The sequence below is a fragment of the Dactylosporangium vinaceum genome (assembly GCF_019904175.1).
GTDB lineage: Bacteria > Actinomycetota > Actinomycetes > Mycobacteriales > Micromonosporaceae > Dactylosporangium > Dactylosporangium vinaceum.
Genome location: NZ_CP061913.1, coordinates 4,857,393 through 4,872,734, shown reverse-complemented (window position 1 = coordinate 4,872,734; position 15,342 = coordinate 4,857,393). Strand labels below are relative to the sequence as shown.

Here is a 15,342-nt window from a genome sequence, read left to right as displayed (position 1 = left end):
CGCCGGCCAGCTAGCGCGCCGCGCGGGCGTTGCGCTCCGCGAGCGCCTGGAACAGCCGCTTCGGCTCCCAGTGCCCGTCGTCGTAGCTGCGGACCACGCCGTAGGACGCCATGTCCAGGTCGAAGGCGGGGTCGTCGTGGTGGGTCAGGGTCGGCGCGGCGAACGTGAACACGAAGACCCCGGCCGCCCCCTCGCGGTCGAGGATGTCGGCCATGTCGACGACCTCGCGGGCCTGCAGTTCCTCGTCGCGGACGTAGGTGCCGGAGAGGCGGCCGTGCTCCTGGTCGACGATGGCCCAGCCCATGCCGCCCTTCTCCTCGGCACCCCGGTACGCGCAGCAGCCGACCTCGGTGACGTAGACGGGCTTGCCGTGCTGGAGGTGGCGCCGGAACCGCTCGCCGTAATCGGTGCGGTTGCGCTTGCCGCGGTACGTGTCCACGCACACGTAGTCGAACGGGCTCCAGTCGACCTTCTCGATGGGCGCGGACGCGTAGGAGACCCGGCCCCGGAACACGCCGCGCACCTCGGCCGCCGCCCGCTGCAGGAACGCGTTGAGCGGCTTGTTGTGCGTGCCGAGCAGCCGCAGTTTGATCATCTGCTGCGGCCGCAGCCGCTCGAACAGCGTGTCGCCCTTGAGGATGCCCTTCATGAAGAGGGTGAGCTCGCCGCCGGCCAGGAACACGATCCGCTCGCTGTCGAGCTCCTGCGCGGCGGCGGCGCACTCGCGCAGGTGCGCTAGGGTCTCCTCGGCGTCACCGTCGTGCAGGTGCGGCGAGAGCCAGACCTCCAGCCCCAGCTCGAGCGCGATCCCGGCGGCTTCGATCAGCCGGGCGCGCTCGGTTCCCGAGATCCGCACCGCGTCACAGTGCAGCTCGTCCCGGATGACGCCCAGGTCCCGCCGGGTCGTCGCCGCGTCGAACACCTCGCGGGAGAGAAACGGCCCCGTCTGGGTCCCGACGTCGTAGTTGATGCCACGAATCCCCATGCCGTCAACTTTAGTTGACGAACGTCAGTTTGTCAACCTTAGTTGACGCGGTGGCAGGTGATGGTAGGGCTGGCCGGTGTATGCACTGGGCCGGTGCCCGGATGGTTCCGGGGCGGGCGGAAGCCGAGCATTGAGGGCATGGAGAACATCGAGCGAATCCCGGCTCCCGTACGGCGCGCCCGCACGATGTGGGCGGTGGCGATCGGCGCCGGCATCTTCGAGACGGTGCTGGTCGTGGCCAGCGGACAGGCCGGTGCCGGCGCGGCCGCCGGGGTGGCGGTGCGGGTGGCCGTCTTCGCCGCGGCCGCGCTCGCGGTGGCGCAGATGGCGGCCGGACGCCAGTGGGCCCGGGTCGCCCTGGCGGTCGGCCTCGGCGTCTTCGGCCTGCTGTCGCTCGTCGCCGACCCGCTGCTGTGGCTGGCCGAGGGCGGCTCGCCGCTCGCGGTGATCCGCGAGTCCGGCCCCGTCGACCTGCTCTTCGGGGCCAGCCGTGCCGTCCACGTGACGGCCGTCCTCGCCGCCTGCGCCCTCATGTTCCAGCCCGCCGCCAACCGCTACTTCCGGACCCGCCGCGCGGCCCGCCGGCGCGAGACCGTCGGCACCTACGCCCGCTGACCGGGCGGGCCGGCACCGGCGCCGCCCGCCTTTGGCCTGAGCACCGGCACGCTGCAGCACCGGCAATATCGCGTTGCCGACTCGGGCCCCCGGTTCGTAGCGTCAGCCCTCATGAGCGTTGAAGTGCAGCGACTGGGACCGGCCGACTGGCAACTGTGGCGCAGCGTGCGGCTGGCGGCGCTGGCCGACGCGCCCGAGGCGTTCGGGTCGTCGCTCGACAAGGAGCAGGGCTACACCGACGAGCAGTGGCGGGCCTGGATGGCCCCGGACCGCGGGCTGAAGGCCGTCGCCCGCACGCCGGGCGGCACCGCCGGCGTCATCGGCGTCTGGGTGCCGCACGACAGCGACCCCGAGGTGTACTCCATGTGGGTCCACCCGCACAGCCGCGGGACCGGCGTCGGCGACCGCCTGGTGTCCGAGGCCCTCGCCTGGGCCGGCGAGCAGCGGCTCGAGGCGGTCATGCTCTGGGTCGTCGGCGACAACGCGGCGGCCCGGCGGCTGTACGAGCGCCACGGCTTCGAGGCGACGGGCGAGTCGCAGCCCTACCCGCGCGACCCGGCCCGCATCGAGTACGTCATGCGGAGAACGCTGTAGTCAGCAGCATCCCGACCGCGGCCGCGCCCAGGCCGGCGACGACCGAGGCCACGACGTTCATGACGGCGTAGAACCGGGCGCCGCTCTGGGCCAGCTTCAGCGTCTCGTAGCTGAACGTCGAGTACGTGGTGAGGGCGCCGCAGAACCCGGTGCCGAGCAGGGCGCTCCAGACGGACGGCAGTCCGGACACCAGCCCCAGCACCAGCGAGCCGACGATGTTCACGGTGAGGGTGCCCCACGGGAACGCCGAGTCGTGCCGGGACTGCACGAACCGGTCGGTGAGGTACCGCAGGGGCGCCCCGACGGCCGCGCCGAGCGCGATGAGCACCAGTGTCACCGCAGCCTCCGCACGACCGTGTGGGCGAGCGCGCTGCCGGCCCACACGCCGAGCAGTGCACCGGCGACCGTCGCCGCGAGGTAGGCCAGGGCCGTCCACGGCGCCCCGGCCGCCGCCGTGCGGTGGAAGTCCACGGCGTAGGTGGAGAAGGTGGTGTATCCGCCGAGCAACCCGACCCCGGCGAACGGCCGCAGCAGCCGCCGCTCGGGGGCGACCTCGGTGACGATGACCATCAGCACGCCGATGAGCAGGCACCCGCTGACGTTGATGACGAACGTCGACCACGGGAAGCCGCCGGGGCCGTGCGGCCACGCCTGGGCGACGCCGTAGCGGGCCAGCGCCCCGCACGCCCCGCCGGCGGCGATGGCCAGCAGGACCGGCGCCGGATGCCGGCGCAGCTCGGCCCGCTGGGCGGGGACGTGGAGGTCGACATCCGGATCCATCCCGCCGACCGTAGCTCAGGCCAGCGTGGCATAGAACGCCAGGTGCCGCCGGGCCGCCTCGGTCCAGGTGTAGGTGGACGGCAGCGCCGACGGGCGGTGGCCCCGCTCGACGGCGGCAAGCAGGGCGGCGGCGAGGGACTCCGGGTCGTGGCCGTAGCCGACGGCGGGGCCGAAGACCTCGCGGAGCACCGGCAGGTCGCGCACGACCACCGGCACCCCGGCCGCGAGGGCCTCCAGGGCGGCCAGCCCGAACCCCTCCTTCGTCGACGGGAACGCGAACGCGGCGGCCCCGGCGACCAGCGACGGCAGCTCGTCGTGGGCGACCGGCCCGAGGACGTCCGGCGCCAGGCCGAGCGCGTCGGCGCGGGCCTGCCAGGCGGCCCGGTACTCCCGGTAGTCGAACAGCGTCTCCCCGCCCGCGATGACCAGCTCCAGGTCCGGCCGCGTGCGCCTGACGATCGCGAAGGCGTCGAGCAGGTCGATGGAGCCCTTGCGCGGTTCGATCCCGCCGACGGACAGCAGGTAGGGCCGCGCCCGCACCATCCGCGGCGCGGCCGCGAACCGATCGGCGTCGACGCCGTTCGGGATGACCGTCGCGGTGATGCCCCAGCCGTCCCGCAGCTCGGCGGCGACCGCTGCGGACACGGTGACGTGCGCGTAGGGCCGGGTGATGGCCCGCTCGTGGCACGCCGCGAGCTCGGGGGTCGTGAACCGGTCGAGATGGTGCACGGTGCGCACACAGCGCGGCACGGCATTGGCGCTGATGCAGTCCTGGGCGTGCACGATGTCGTAGTCCCCCGGCCGGAACGCGTCGCGCAGCAGCGCGATCGAGCGCATGATCCGGCCCCCGACCTGCTCGCCGGGGACGTCGGGGAACGGCACGAGCTCGACGCGTACCCCCGCGGCGATCGGCCGGAAGAAGCCGCCGCCCCGGGCGAGGGACCAGACTGTCACCTCGGCGCCGGCGGCGCACAGGGCCTCGGCCAGGGCGAGGGTGTGCACGACGCCGCCGCGCGGGCGCGTCGAGTAGGTCAGCAGGGCGATCCTCACCGCCGGTACACCTCCGGGCGGCGCTCGTCGAGGTGGCGCAGCACGCGGCGGGCGTTGGCGATCTCGCCGGCCACGTCCAGCTCGGCCACGGCGAGGCCGGCCTTGGCCCACGTGCGGGCCAGGATGTTCCCGGCCGGCCCGACGACCTTGGCCTGGCCGAGGAAGCGCAGGCCGCCCGCGGCGCCGGTCTGGTTGGAGGAGACCACGACGATCTGGTTCTCCGCCGCGCGGGCACAGTCGTAGAGGTCGAACAGGCGCGACTGGCGGTCCTGGGACAGCTTCGGGGCGGCGTTGGTGATGCTGGCCGGCCACGCGGACAGGCAGGCGACGATCTGCGCGCCGTCGAGCGCGAGGGTGCGGGCCGACTCCGGGAACGTCTTGTCGTAGTCGATGAGCATCCCGACCCGCCCGACCGGGGTGTCGAACGCGGCGAACGCGTTCCCGGCCCGGTACGCGATGTGCTCGGCCGCCGGCAGGTGCACCTTGCGGTGCCGGCCGAGCACGCCGTCGCCGGTGAGGCACACGGCGGCGTTGTACCGGTCGTCGCCGTCGGCCTCGCAGAATCCGACGCAGACGACCATGTCCCCGGCCATCGCGGCGACCTGCTCGAAGATCGGGTCGTCGGGCTTCAGCGCGGGCGGCAGCGCGTCCGGATCGGGCCGGCGCAGGTCGGCCAGGTAGCCGCCGATCGCCGCGTCGGGCAGCACGAGCAGCGCCGCCCCCTCGGCCCGGGCACCGTCGATGAGCCGGCCGATGCGGCCGAGGTCGTGGTCGAGGTTGCGGCCGAAGTGGGCCGCGGCGGCGGCGATGCGGGTCGGGCCCGGCGGCCGGGTCATGCGGGTCGCCGTCACGGCGCCGCCGCCGCGACCGCCCGGTACGCGTCCGGGCGCCGGTCCCGCAGGTGGCCCATGGAGCGGCGGGCGGCCGTGAGCGCTCCCGGCACGTCGACGTCGGCGACCGCGAGGCCGGGTTCGACGCCGGTGGTGGCCAGGACGTCACCGCCGGGATCGACGACCTTCGCGCTGCACACGAACCGCAGCGACCCGAACCGGCCGGCCTGGTTCGCCGAGAGCCACACGACCTGGTTCTCCAGCGCCCGGGCCCGGTCGAACAGGTCGAAGCGGCGGGTCCACCGGTCCTCGGCCAGGTCCTCCGGCGCGCCCGTGCGGCTGCCCGGCCACGCCGAGACGCACACGATGATCTCCGCGCCGTCGAGGGCCAGGTCCCGGGCCGACTCCGGGAACGCCTTGTCGTAGCAGATCAGCAGCCCGAGCCGGCCCACCGGCGTGTCGAACGCGGTGAACGAGTCGCCGGAGTCGTAGCTGGCGTTCTCCCGCAGCGGCTGGTGGACCTTGCGGTGGTTGCCGAGCACGCGCCCTCCGCCGACGCAGACGACGCTGTTGTACCGGCTCCCATCGCCGCCGTCCTCGCAATACCCGGCACACACCACCATGTCGCCGGCGATCGCGACGAGCCGCGCGATCTCCGGCCCGTCGAGGCGCAGCGCCGGCGGCTGGTCGGCGCCACCGTCGAGGTGCGCGAGATACCCGCCGAGACACGCTTCGGGCAGAGCCAGCAGGTGTACCGCCCGGGCCCGCGCGGTCGCGACGAGCGCCTCGATCCGGGCGAAGTCGGCCTCGAGGTCGCGGTCGAACGCCGCCGCGACGGCCGCCATCCGGATCATGTCGCCCTCCCCATCCCGGTCACTGCACTGTGGACGGCCTCGGTGAGCTCGCCGTCGGGCCACCGCAGCCGCACCCCGCGGCCGGGGGTGAGCGCACCGCAGTCCGCGGTCACGGCCGGCCCCGCGGGCGCATCCGCCGCGGACCCGCCGGCCCCGGTGGTCAGCATCGCGAAGCCGGGGAAGCAGGTGAGCCAGTCGCCCATGCTCGCCCCGGCCGGGCGCGGCACGGCGGCCACGTCGAGCACGGCGCCGCAGCCGCTCGCCTCGGCCAGCATGCCGAGCGTCCCGCCGATCCCGGCCATCGACACGTCCTTGGCCGCCGCGGGCCGGGCCGCCGCCACGTATCCGAGCATGGCCCGCAGCTGCGCGCCGGAGCGCCGGCTCGTCGAGTCCCACTGCCGCCCGTGGTAGCCCGGCCGCCAGTCCCCGCCGAGGTCCGCGGTGAGCCGCACGGTCTGCCCGGGCCGCCCGCCGCCACCGCGCACGGGGCTGGCCGCCCGCCCGAGCGCCGTCGCGGTGAGCGCGGCCGGCACGCCGAGCTGCGTGTGCCCGCCGAGGATCGGCACCCCGTAGGCGTCCGCGGCCCGCCGCAGCCCGGCCAGTGTCCGCCCGACCGCCGCCGCGTCCTTCCCGGCCACCGTGTTGAGCAGCCCGACCGGGACCGCTCCCATCGCGCTCAGGTCGTTGACGTTCACGAGCACCGCGCACCAGCCGGCCCACTCCGGGTCGCGCTCGACCATCGACGGCAGGATCGCGTCGCAGGCGGCGATCAGGTCCGACCCGGGCACCGGCGCCCCGTCGTCGCCGACGAACCCGGCCCCGCCGGGCCGCAGGCCGTGCAGGAGCGCGCCGAGCGGCGCCTTGGTCGCCGCGGTGAGCGCGGCGATCCGCCCGATCGGCCACCGCATGAGCGAATGCGCACGCCCGGCGACGGTGACCGCCCGGATGAACTGCCACCCGAGCCGTTCGAACATCCGCCGCCACCGGTCCTGCACGGTGGCGTCGAAGCGCAGCGCACCGTGGCGCTCGGCGTGCGCACAGGCGGCCCGGATGAGCGCCGGCCCGATCCGCTGCGCGCCGCGCACACTCGCGTCGACCGCGAGCCGCCCGCCGACCCACCAGCCGATGTCCGGCCCGTCCGTGGCCGGCCCCAGCCGCACCCCACCGAGCAGCACACCGTCCGGACTGCGCGCTTCGAGCACGATCGTGCGCGGATCGGCATCCCGCTCGTCCCGATCCGAGCGCACGAACAGCCGCTGCTCGTCGACGAACACCCGGGCCCGCAAACGCGCATACTCCCGCCCATCGCCGGCCTCGCGGATGAGGAACGCCGCCGGCGCACCGAGCAGCGCCGGCACGAGATCGGTCATGCCTCCTCCTCGCTTCGCTCGTCGTCGGCCCGACCGTCGAACTGCAACCCCCAATGACCGGCCCCTCCGCTGCGCTCCGGACCGGTCATGCCTCCTCCTCGCTTCGCTCGTCGTCGGCCCGACCGTCGAACTGCAACCCCCGATGACCGGCCCCTCCGCTGCGCTCCGGACCGGTCATGCGCCGGCCGCCTGGAGCACGCCGCACGCGCCGCACGCCGCGCAGCCGGCCCGCTGGTCCGCGCCGAGCATGTCTGCCGCGCGCAGCAGCTGCGCCACCCGGGTCGTCACATCGCGCACGAGCGACGGCGCCGGGGCCGGCACGCCGTCGCGGCGCGCCAGTGTGCCGGGCATCGGGCGGAACGGGACGACGAACGGGTACACGCCGCGCTCGATCAGGCGGGCACAGCCGGACACCAGCTCGTCGGGGTCCTCGCCCAGGCCGATCAGCAGGTACGTCGACACCTGGTTGCGGCCGAACACCGCGACCGCGCGGTCCCAGGCCGCCTCGTACTCGGCCATCGGCACGGCGCCCTTGCCCGGCATCCAGCGCCGCCGGACCTCGTCGTCGAGGGACTCGGCGTGGATGCCGATCGACACCGCGCCGGCCGCCCGCAGGTCGTCGAGGACGGCCAGGTCGCGGGGCGGCTCGATCTGGACCTGGATCGGCAGGCCGGGCACGGCCGCCAGGACCGCGCGCACGGCCCTGACCAGGTTGCGGGCGCCGCGGTCGGGGGCGGCCGTGGTGCCGGTCGTCATGACCATCTGCCGGACGCCGTCGAGGCGGACCGCGGCCGCGGCGACCTCGGCCAGCTGGGCCGGGGTCTTCACCGCCGTCGTCGCGCCCGCGCGCAGCGACTCCTCGATGGTGCAGAAGCGGCACCGTTCGGCCTCGGCGTAGCGGATGCAGGTCTGCACGACAGTGGTCGCCAGGACGTCGCGGCCGTGGAGCCGGGCGATCTGCTCGTAGGGCACGCCGTCGGCCGTCGTCAGGTCGTAGAACCGGGGGCGGTGCACGATGCCGAGCGAGAGGCCGGTGTCGGTGTCGCCGAGCCAGACGCGGTTGTCGCGGATCTCGTACGGGCTGGCCGGGTCGATCGGCAGGGCGGCGTTGCGCCCGTCGATGACCAGGTGCCCGTCGTCGCTGGGGCCGGCCCCGGCCGGGCGGCGCACGGGTGTGGCCACCCGCACGCCGCGCACGGCCAGGTCGGAGCGGACGTCGATGCTCATGGCCGGGCCGGGCTCAGAACATGTAGGTCGAGTTGATGATCGCGCCCTTGCGCGCGTAGTGGATCAGCGCATCCTGGACGTCGAGGGGGTGGGTCGGGATGACGCCCTCGATGAGGTCCTCCTCGCGGGCGCCGTGCAGGGACAGGCCGAAGCGGCAGCAGTACACCTTCCCGCCCTCGGCGATGAACGTCTTGAGCGAGTTGTTGATGTTGTGCTCGCCCGGGAACGCCGAGTTGCCGGTCGTCGGGAAGCCGCGGGTGGCGAGGCAGTTCAGCGAGCCGGGGCCGTAGAAGTAGATGGCCGACTCGAAGCCCTTGCGCAGCGCGCGGGTGGCCTGCAGGACGGCAACGAAGCTCACCGACGACTCGTGCGCGATGCCGTGCACGAGCGTGAAGTAGCTCTGGCCCTCCTCGGCCTGGTAGTCGGGGAAGACCTTGGTGCCGCCGTAGATGCTCGACCCCTCGGCGAGCGCCGGGTGCGGGATCTCGTTGAGGCTCTTCTCCTCGAGCTCGGTCAGGTCGGACATGCGCTGCTCCCTTGTTCGGTCGACGCTCAGGCGTAGAGGGCTTCGAAGTTGGTGGTGAAGACGAGGCCGGACAGCTCCTTGCCGGCGGCGGCCGCGCGGAGCTTCGCGTGCTCCCCCGCGTGGTCGCCCCACGGCTCGTCGCTGGCGAACAGGACCCGGTCGTGGCCGATGCCGCGCCGGTCGATCTCGGCCGCGAGCCAGCGCGGGGTGAACCCGATGGCCCAGGACAGGTCGGTGTAGACCTGCTTGCCGGCCGCGATCCAGTCGAAGAAGCGGCCGCCGGCGAGCTTGATGTGGCCGCTCATGCCGCCGCCGAAGTGCACCAGGTGGATCTTCACGTCGGTGCCGTAGCGCTCGACGAGGTCGCCGACGCGGTCGATGTCGGACGCCGCGCCGGGCGAGGTGTGCACGTGCACGACGAGGTCGTGGGCGCGGGCGGCGGCGAAGATGGGCTCCAGCCCGGGGTCGCCGGGCCCGCCGCCCAGCAGGAAGCTGAGCTTCAGCGCGCGCACGCCCGGCTCGGCGGCGAGGGTCAGGGCCTTGGCGGTACGGGCGGCGTCGGCGTCTCGGGAGGAGACCCACAGTCCACATCGGACCCGCTCGTCCCGCTGGGCCGCCTCGACCACGAGGTCGTTGAACCGGAACGCGACGTCGGGGTCGGGGACGCCGTAGTTGGGCAGGATCAGCGCGCGCTCGGTGCCCTCGCGGTCGAGGTCGGCGAGGAGCTCGTCGATCGTCGCCCGCGCGGTGACGTCGGGGTTGACCGGGGGTCCGCCGTAGAAGGGGTAGGCCGGGAGCGTTCCCAGGTGCCGGTGGGCGTCGTTCATGCGGCCCACTCCAGGTCGGGGTACGTCTCGGTCGGGGTGCCGGCGAGCCAGCTGACGCCCTCGGTGATCTGGCGGCGGCGGGTGGCCGTGATGCGTGCGGCCAGGAACGCCGCGTCCCGCGCGACACCGGCGAAGCGGCCCGAGCCCCACGTGTGCTGCCAGGGCAGGCCCAGGAAGTACAGGCCGGGGCAGCCGGTGACGCCGCGCTCGTGCGTCGGGTAGCCCCGCCCGTCGAAGACGGGGACCTCGACCCACCGGTGGTCGCGGTGGAAGCCGGTGCTCCACACGACGGCCGCGACCCCGTCCAGGCTCAGCTCGGCGACCGTCTCCTGTGGACGCCAGACCGGCGTGTAGCGGGGCTCGCCGGGCGCGTCGATCGCGTTGCGGGCGATGTAGCCGTCGATGGCGTCCTTGATGCCCTCGGCGACCGCGTCCGCGCGGTCGAGGTTGGCCGCGAGGTCGTCGGCGAACGTCGCCCGGCCCGGCTCGACCGTGGCCAGCCGGCCGTAGAGGCGCATGCCCTCCAGCGCGAAGCGCCGCAGGTCGATGTCGCGCCCGCCGTCGCGGCCGGTCATGTAGTGGTTCGCGCGCAGGCGCACCTCGTCGGCGTCGCCGAACTCGTCGACGCCCCGGTCGTAGTGGCCCATCGCGTCGAGCCAGGCCAGGGTGTCCCGGCCCCGGTAGCGGCGGGCGGCCCGCGGCGCGCTGCCGACGGCCAGGTGCACCGGGCGCCCGGCGAGGTGCAGGTCCTCGGCGATCTGGCAGCCGGACTGCCCGGTCCCGACGACCAGGACGGGCCCGTCGGGCAGCTGGGCGGGGTTGCGGTACTGCGAGGAGTGGACCTGGGCGATGTGCGCGGGCAGCCGCTCGGCGACCCGCGGCACGGCCGGGCGGTGGTAGGGCCCGGTCGCGACGACGACCTGGTCGGCGGTGTACCGCCCGGTGCTCGTGAGCAGCTCGAACAGCCCGGCCGGGGTGCGCCGCAGCCGGTGCACCGCCACGCCTTCGCGCAGCGGCGGGCCGAAGCTCGCCGCGTACCGCTCCAGGAACGTGACGACCTGCGGGCCGGCCATGAACCCGTCGGGGTCGTCGCCGGTGTACGCGTACCCCGGCAGCCGGCACTGCCAGTTGGGAGTGACCAGGCAGAAGGAGTCCCAGCGGCGCTCGCGCCACTCGTGGCCGACCCGGGAGCGTTCGAACACGACGTGGTCGACGCCGAGCGCGCGCAGGTGCCAGCTCATGGCCAGCCCGGCCTGCCCGCCGCCGACCACCGCCACCGCAACGTGCTCGGTCATGCGCCCCTGATGACCGGCCCCTCCGCTTCGCTCCGGACCGCTCATGCGCCCTCCGCTTCGCTCCGCGCGCCCGACCGTCGAGCTGCACCCCTGATGACCGGCCCCTCCGCAAGCTCCGGACCGGTCATGCGCCCTCCGCTTCGCTCCGCGCGCCCGACCGTCGAGCTGCACCCCTGATGACCGGCCCCTCCGCTTCGCTCCGGACCGGTCATGCCTCGATCCCTTCCACGACGACGTCCCCGGCGGGCTGGCAGGCGGCGCGCGCCTCGACGAACGCGATCGAGCGGGCGGCCCGGCCGCACGGATACCCGTAGGCCGCCTTGACCCGGTCGCTGGCGATGCCGAGCGCCTGGCGGGCCCGGTCGACGAACTCGTCGACCGGCATCCGCTGGCCCGCGGTGAAGAACTCCTCGACGATCGTCGATGGCGAATAGACGCGTTGCGCGGCACCGTCGGGCCAGCGCACCAGGACGTGACGTTCCGGCATGGCGATCCCTCCACCGGATATCCGCCCAGGTCGGGCGCCTGGTGATGGCGATCAGTCAAGGAATCGCGGGTTTCGGCGAGGTTTCATCCGGAACAACTCGCCGTGAGATGGTCCTCACCGGGGACAGCGGTTTTCGGCCCCGTTTCAGGCGGGTGTGCGCAGCCGGCCGGCGAGGCGTTCGGCGCGTTCGGTGAAGCGGGAGTAGTCGTCCTCGCCCCGGCGGTCGGCGGCGGCGATCTCCTCCATCAGCTTCACGTAGTCGGCGGCGACCCGGCGGTGGTGCTTGGCCCGGCCGTCGGCGTCGATGATGCGCTGGGCGACGGCGGCCATCGCGGCGCTGAGGACGGTGCGGGCGTCGGTGGCGGCGTCCCGGCGCTCCCTGCGGCCGGCGGCCAGGCGCCCGGCCCGGCGGGCCCCGAGGTACAGCCCGGCCGAGCCGATGAGCACGGCCAGGATCGCGGCGGCGGCGATGAGGTAGCGCGGCAGCGAGGGGCTGATCGTGCGCGCGCCCGCGGGCACGATGCCGGCCTTGGCGAGCCGGTCGTAGTTGACGGCGATCACCTTGACCGCGTCGAGGGGCCTGTCGGCGAAGGGGTCGATGCCGTCGCCGATCGTCGTCTCGGCCACGAACGCGTCGCCGAAGTGCTCGTCGTCGTGGCCCGCGAGCCGGGAGCAGCCGTACGTGTCGAAGCCCTCGGTCTCCCGGCTCATGACGAGCACCAGCGTCCCGTCCGCGGCCCCGCGGACGGCGCCGCACGCGGCGCGCAGGTCGGCGCCCTCGCGCAGCAGGACGACGACGAGCCGGCGGTTGCCGATGACCCGCTCGGCCGCGGCGGCGTCGAGCCCGGTCCCGGCGTCGGCGTACACCGAGTGCGCGCGCACCTGCCGCGCGATCGGCCCGTCGAACGCCCCGCCCGTCAGCACCGCCCACCCGGCGAGCGCGAGACAGCCGAGCACGGCGAGCCCGAACGGCGTGCGCAGGGAGGTGAGGAGCCGTCTCACGCCGGGGACCGGCCCGCGTGCTCGGCCGGCCGGTAGCCGCGCACGCCGACGGTCCGCCCGACCCGGTCGAGGTCGGCCTCCGCCTCGTCGAGCAGGCGCCGCAGGTGGCGGTCGGGCAGCCCGTCGGCGAGGGCGGTGCGGGCCGAGGCGAGCCGGGTGATCGCCCGGACCAGGTCCGGGTCGCCGGCCGCGGTCGTGAGGCCGGACACCTCCACGGCCAGGGCGCTCAGCGCGGCCAGCCGGGCCGGGACGGCGGCGGGCACCGGGGCGCGGCGGGCCGGGGCGACGGACCGCCCGGACAGCAGCAGGAAGCCGATGACGCACGCCGCGAACAGCCACGGCAGCACGGGCAGGGCGACGCGCAGCGGGTCGAAGGGCTGATACGGCAGCGGGCGGTCGAACAGGCCCGAGTAGCGCACGTCGGTGACCCAGCCGAGGTACGCGCCGAGCACGTTCGCCTGCGGGTAGGCGTAGGTGCTGAGCCGCTCGTCGAACCGGGCGAAGAACCCGGCCGCGGCGACGTCGGCGAACTCGGCGGCGTGCGGACCGTGGTACTCGATCCAGGTGCCGACCATGAGCACGATCGGCCGGTCCGGGAACGCCTGCTCCAGTGCCGGGCCGTAGTCGGGGGCGGGCGTGTCGCGCGGCTGGGCGGGCAGCGCGACGACGAGCGCGCCGCCGGTCCCGAACGCGTCGCGCAGCGCCGTGCCGGAGGGGCTGATGCCGTACTGCTCGCCGGTGCGCAGGGCGGCGAGGACCGGGTCGAGCTCGGCGGCGCTCGGCGCGCGCCAGGGCGTCGCGCCGGCCGGCGCGGCGTGCTCGGTGATCAGCGCGACGAGCTGCCCGGTGATGTCGTTGCGGGCGAACTGCGCCTTCCAGTCGCTCAGCAGCGTGCCGCTTGCGGCGTAGATGCCGCCGGAGACCCGGGTGCCGATCACGCGCACGGTGGCGTTGTCCACGTCGCGCACGCGTGCCTGCGCGTCCTTGCCCAGCCCGGGCGGCGCGACCAGGATGCGCACGTCGCGCCCGCCGATCGCGGCGCGCACCGCGGCCTCGTCCCACTGGGCGACCGCGCCGGGCAGCCGGACCACCGACGACTGCGCGACCATCCGCTGCATCTCCTCGACGGACGGCACCGTCGCGTCGGACAGCTCACCCGCGGAGCCCTCGGCGATGGTCGCGCCCGGCGGTGCGTCGCCGTACGTCACGTCGGCGCTCTGCCGCTGCGCCAGCAGGAACCCGGCCACGCTGGCCACGGCGACGGCGAGCAGCGCCCACCGGGCGAGCCCGCCCCGGGCCTGCACCCACTGCACGGCGCCGGCCCCGGGCACGCGCAGACGCCGGTCCCACTCAGGCACCGCCCGCCTCCCGCCACATCCGGTCGGCCGCCCGCGCGCAGCGGGCCGCTTCCCGGGCCGCCGCGACCCCGCCGCGCCCGGCCGCGATGGCCTCGGCCCGGGCGAGCAGCTCCGCGGCCCCCGCGACCGGTGAGCGGGCCGCGTCCCGGCCGACGCCGGCGACCGCTATCGCGTCCCGCGCCTCGGCCCAGGCGACAGCCCGCGTGTGTGCGGCCGCCCGGGCCCGCGGCACGTACGCCGCGGCGAACCCGGCGCCGGCAATCGCCACCGCTCCGATCAGCCAGAACACGCCTTTGATGATCCACGATCAGCGCAAGTCCCGCCGCTCGGGCCGCGCACCGGGGCCGCCGGTGGCGCAGCTGCGCGCCGCGGCGGTCAGGGCGGCGTCCCGGCGGATGGGCGAGCGGCCGGCCGCGGGTCACAGCCAGCGGTTGCGGCGCAGGTACCAGTACAGCAGCGCGCCCAGGCCGAGCATGATCGTGCAGCTGGCGATGAAACCGCCGGTCCGGCCGAAGCCCGGGTACGGGACGTTCTGGCCGTAGAAGCCGGTCACCGCGGTCGGGACGGCGATGATCGCGGCCCACGCGGCGAGGCGCTTGGTGATCTCGTTGAGCTCGGCCGCCTGCTCGTTGAGCTGGGTGTCGGCGATCCGGTCGACGCGGTCGCGGGCGGCGTCGACTGACTCGACGGTGCGCAGGGCGTGGTCGTAGACGTCCTGGTAGTACGGCGAGAGGACGTCGTCGCGCAGGTGGCTGTCGGCCCGGTTGAGCCGGCTCACCACCTCCTGCATCGGGGCGACCACCCGGCGCAGCGCGGCCAGGCTGGCGCCGAGCTCGTAGGCCCGGCGGCGCACGTCGACGTCGGTCTGCGCCTCGAACAGGTGGGTCTGCAGCTCGTCGACGGCGTCGTCGAGCTGCTCCACGGCGTGGTAGTGCCCGTCGACGACGACGTCGATGAGCCCGTACACGAGCGCGCTTACCTGGTTGCCGGCGTCGACGAGGTCGGCGTTGAGGTCCCAGCGGGCGATGAGCGTGTCGATGTCGAAGTCGTCCTTACGCACCGTCACCAGGGCCCGCGCGGTGATGAACACCGCGATCTCCCCGGCCGTGATCGTCATCGCGGCGGCGTCGACGCTGACGGCGTACATGTTGGCGAAGAGGTGGGTGCGGTAGCGGTCCACCTTGGCCCGCTGGTGCGAGGTGATCGCGTCCTCGACCGCGAGCGGGTGCAGCCCGAACTCGTCGACGACGATCTGGAGGTCCTGCTGGTCGGGGTCGTACAGGTCGAGCCAGGCCACGGCGTGCGGGTCGTCGCGCAGCCGCTCCGAGAGCTGCTCGGCCGGGAACCCCTCGTCGAGCAGCTCCCCGTCGCGGTAGAGCCGCGTGCGCGTCGGGCACTTCGGCGGCACGGCCCTGGTCACGCTGGGCGCCGGCGGACCCGGCGTCTGCGGGTCACCGGCCGCGGCCGTGGGCTCGGCCACGAGCCCGTCGATCGCCGAGAGGTCCGGCTGCGCGTCGGTGGTGTCATGGGCCATGAGGTCCA

Annotated in this window: 18 protein-coding genes; 2 read left to right on the top strand and 16 right to left on the bottom strand. The window is 74.7% G+C overall.

The features are described 5' to 3' along the window. Nucleotides 1-10 precede the first annotated feature (10 nt). Complete coding sequence (locus tag Dvina_RS21765; protein ID WP_223104300.1) at nt 11-985, bottom strand: glycoside hydrolase family 113 protein; 975 nt, start codon at nt 983-985, stop codon at nt 11-13. Between the two features lie 138 nt (nt 986-1,123). On the opposite strand from Dvina_RS21765, the gene Dvina_RS21760 reads away from it, so the two are divergent. Together Dvina_RS21760 and Dvina_RS21755 are read left to right on the top strand one after the other, a co-directional pair. Then, the gene (locus Dvina_RS21760) at nt 1,124-1,600 is read left to right on the top strand and encodes a hypothetical protein (RefSeq protein WP_223104299.1); all 477 of its coding nucleotides are present in this window, start codon (nt 1,124-1,126) and stop codon (nt 1,598-1,600) included. A 111-nt stretch (nt 1,601-1,711) separates the two neighbouring features. Further along, a complete protein-coding gene (locus Dvina_RS21755) occupies nt 1,712-2,194 on the top strand; it encodes a GNAT family N-acetyltransferase (protein WP_223104298.1) in 483 nt (160 codons plus the stop codon). On the opposite strand, the gene crcB is transcribed toward Dvina_RS21755, so the two are convergent. The 15 genes from crcB to Dvina_RS21680 form a co-directional block, all read right to left on the bottom strand. Next, nucleotides 2,175-2,531, bottom strand: coding sequence for a fluoride efflux transporter CrcB (crcB, locus tag Dvina_RS21750; protein WP_223104297.1), 357 nt, complete (start codon nt 2,529-2,531; stop codon nt 2,175-2,177). The genes Dvina_RS21755 and crcB overlap by 20 nt on opposite strands. Next, the gene (locus tag Dvina_RS21745) at nt 2,528-2,974 is read right to left on the bottom strand and encodes a fluoride efflux transporter FluC (protein WP_223104296.1); all 447 of its coding nucleotides are present in this window, start codon (nt 2,972-2,974) and stop codon (nt 2,528-2,530) included. The genes crcB and Dvina_RS21745 overlap by 4 nt, the downstream gene beginning before the upstream one ends. 15 nt (nt 2,975-2,989) lie before the next feature. Beyond that, nucleotides 2,990-4,024: an MSMEG_0565 family glycosyltransferase gene (locus tag Dvina_RS21740; protein ID WP_223104295.1), complete on the bottom strand. Its 1,035-nt coding sequence runs from the start codon at nt 4,022-4,024 to the stop codon at nt 2,990-2,992. Then, complete coding sequence (locus tag Dvina_RS21735) at nt 4,021-4,860, bottom strand: carbon-nitrogen hydrolase family protein (protein ID WP_246656361.1); 840 nt, start codon at nt 4,858-4,860, stop codon at nt 4,021-4,023. The genes Dvina_RS21740 and Dvina_RS21735 overlap by 4 nt, the downstream gene beginning before the upstream one ends. 11 nt (nt 4,861-4,871) lie before the next feature. After that, complete coding sequence (locus tag Dvina_RS21730; protein ID WP_246656360.1) at nt 4,872-5,708, bottom strand: carbon-nitrogen hydrolase family protein; 837 nt, start codon at nt 5,706-5,708, stop codon at nt 4,872-4,874. Then, the gene (locus Dvina_RS21725; RefSeq protein WP_223104294.1) at nt 5,705-7,078 is read right to left on the bottom strand and encodes an MSMEG_0567/sll0787 family protein; all 1,374 of its coding nucleotides are present in this window, start codon (nt 7,076-7,078) and stop codon (nt 5,705-5,707) included. The genes Dvina_RS21730 and Dvina_RS21725 overlap by 4 nt, the downstream gene beginning before the upstream one ends. 174 nt (nt 7,079-7,252) lie before the next feature. Further along, nucleotides 7,253-8,305 (bottom strand): MSMEG_0568 family radical SAM protein, encoded by a 1,053-nt coding sequence (locus Dvina_RS21720; RefSeq protein ID WP_223104293.1) that lies wholly within the window; start codon nt 8,303-8,305, stop codon nt 7,253-7,255. A gap of 13 nt (nt 8,306-8,318) precedes the next feature. Further along, the gene (locus tag Dvina_RS21715; RefSeq protein WP_223104292.1) at nt 8,319-8,831 is read right to left on the bottom strand and encodes an MSMEG_0572/Sll0783 family nitrogen starvation response protein; all 513 of its coding nucleotides are present in this window, start codon (nt 8,829-8,831) and stop codon (nt 8,319-8,321) included. Nucleotides 8,832-8,857: 26 nt separating this feature from the next. After that, nucleotides 8,858-9,658, bottom strand: a complete 801-nt coding sequence (locus Dvina_RS21710) for an amidohydrolase family protein (protein WP_223104291.1) — start codon at nt 9,656-9,658, stop codon at nt 8,858-8,860. Continuing rightward, nucleotides 9,655-10,953, bottom strand: a complete 1,299-nt coding sequence (locus tag Dvina_RS21705; protein ID WP_223104290.1) for an MSMEG_0569 family flavin-dependent oxidoreductase — start codon at nt 10,951-10,953, stop codon at nt 9,655-9,657. The genes Dvina_RS21710 and Dvina_RS21705 overlap by 4 nt, the downstream gene beginning before the upstream one ends. A gap of 208 nt (nt 10,954-11,161) precedes the next feature. Further along, nucleotides 11,162-11,440 (bottom strand): MSMEG_0570 family nitrogen starvation response protein, encoded by a 279-nt coding sequence (locus Dvina_RS21700; protein WP_223104289.1) that lies wholly within the window; start codon nt 11,438-11,440, stop codon nt 11,162-11,164. Between the two features lie 144 nt (nt 11,441-11,584). Next, complete coding sequence (locus tag Dvina_RS21695; protein ID WP_223104288.1) at nt 11,585-12,442, bottom strand: hypothetical protein; 858 nt, start codon at nt 12,440-12,442, stop codon at nt 11,585-11,587. After that, complete coding sequence (locus tag Dvina_RS21690; RefSeq protein WP_246656359.1) at nt 12,439-13,800, bottom strand: hypothetical protein; 1,362 nt, start codon at nt 13,798-13,800, stop codon at nt 12,439-12,441. Before Dvina_RS21690 ends, Dvina_RS21695 begins: the two co-directional genes overlap by 4 nt. Continuing rightward, entirely contained in the window at nt 13,793-14,089 is a 297-nt protein-coding gene (locus Dvina_RS21685; protein ID WP_246656358.1) for a DUF6403 family protein, read from the bottom strand. The genes Dvina_RS21690 and Dvina_RS21685 overlap by 8 nt, the downstream gene beginning before the upstream one ends. Nucleotides 14,090-14,218: 129 nt before the next feature. Further along, nucleotides 14,219-15,334 carry a magnesium transporter CorA family protein gene (locus Dvina_RS21680; protein ID WP_223104287.1) on the bottom strand — a complete coding sequence of 372 codons (1,116 nt, stop codon included), beginning with the start codon at nt 15,332-15,334 and terminating at the stop codon, nt 14,219-14,221. Nucleotides 15,335-15,342 lie beyond the last annotated feature (8 nt).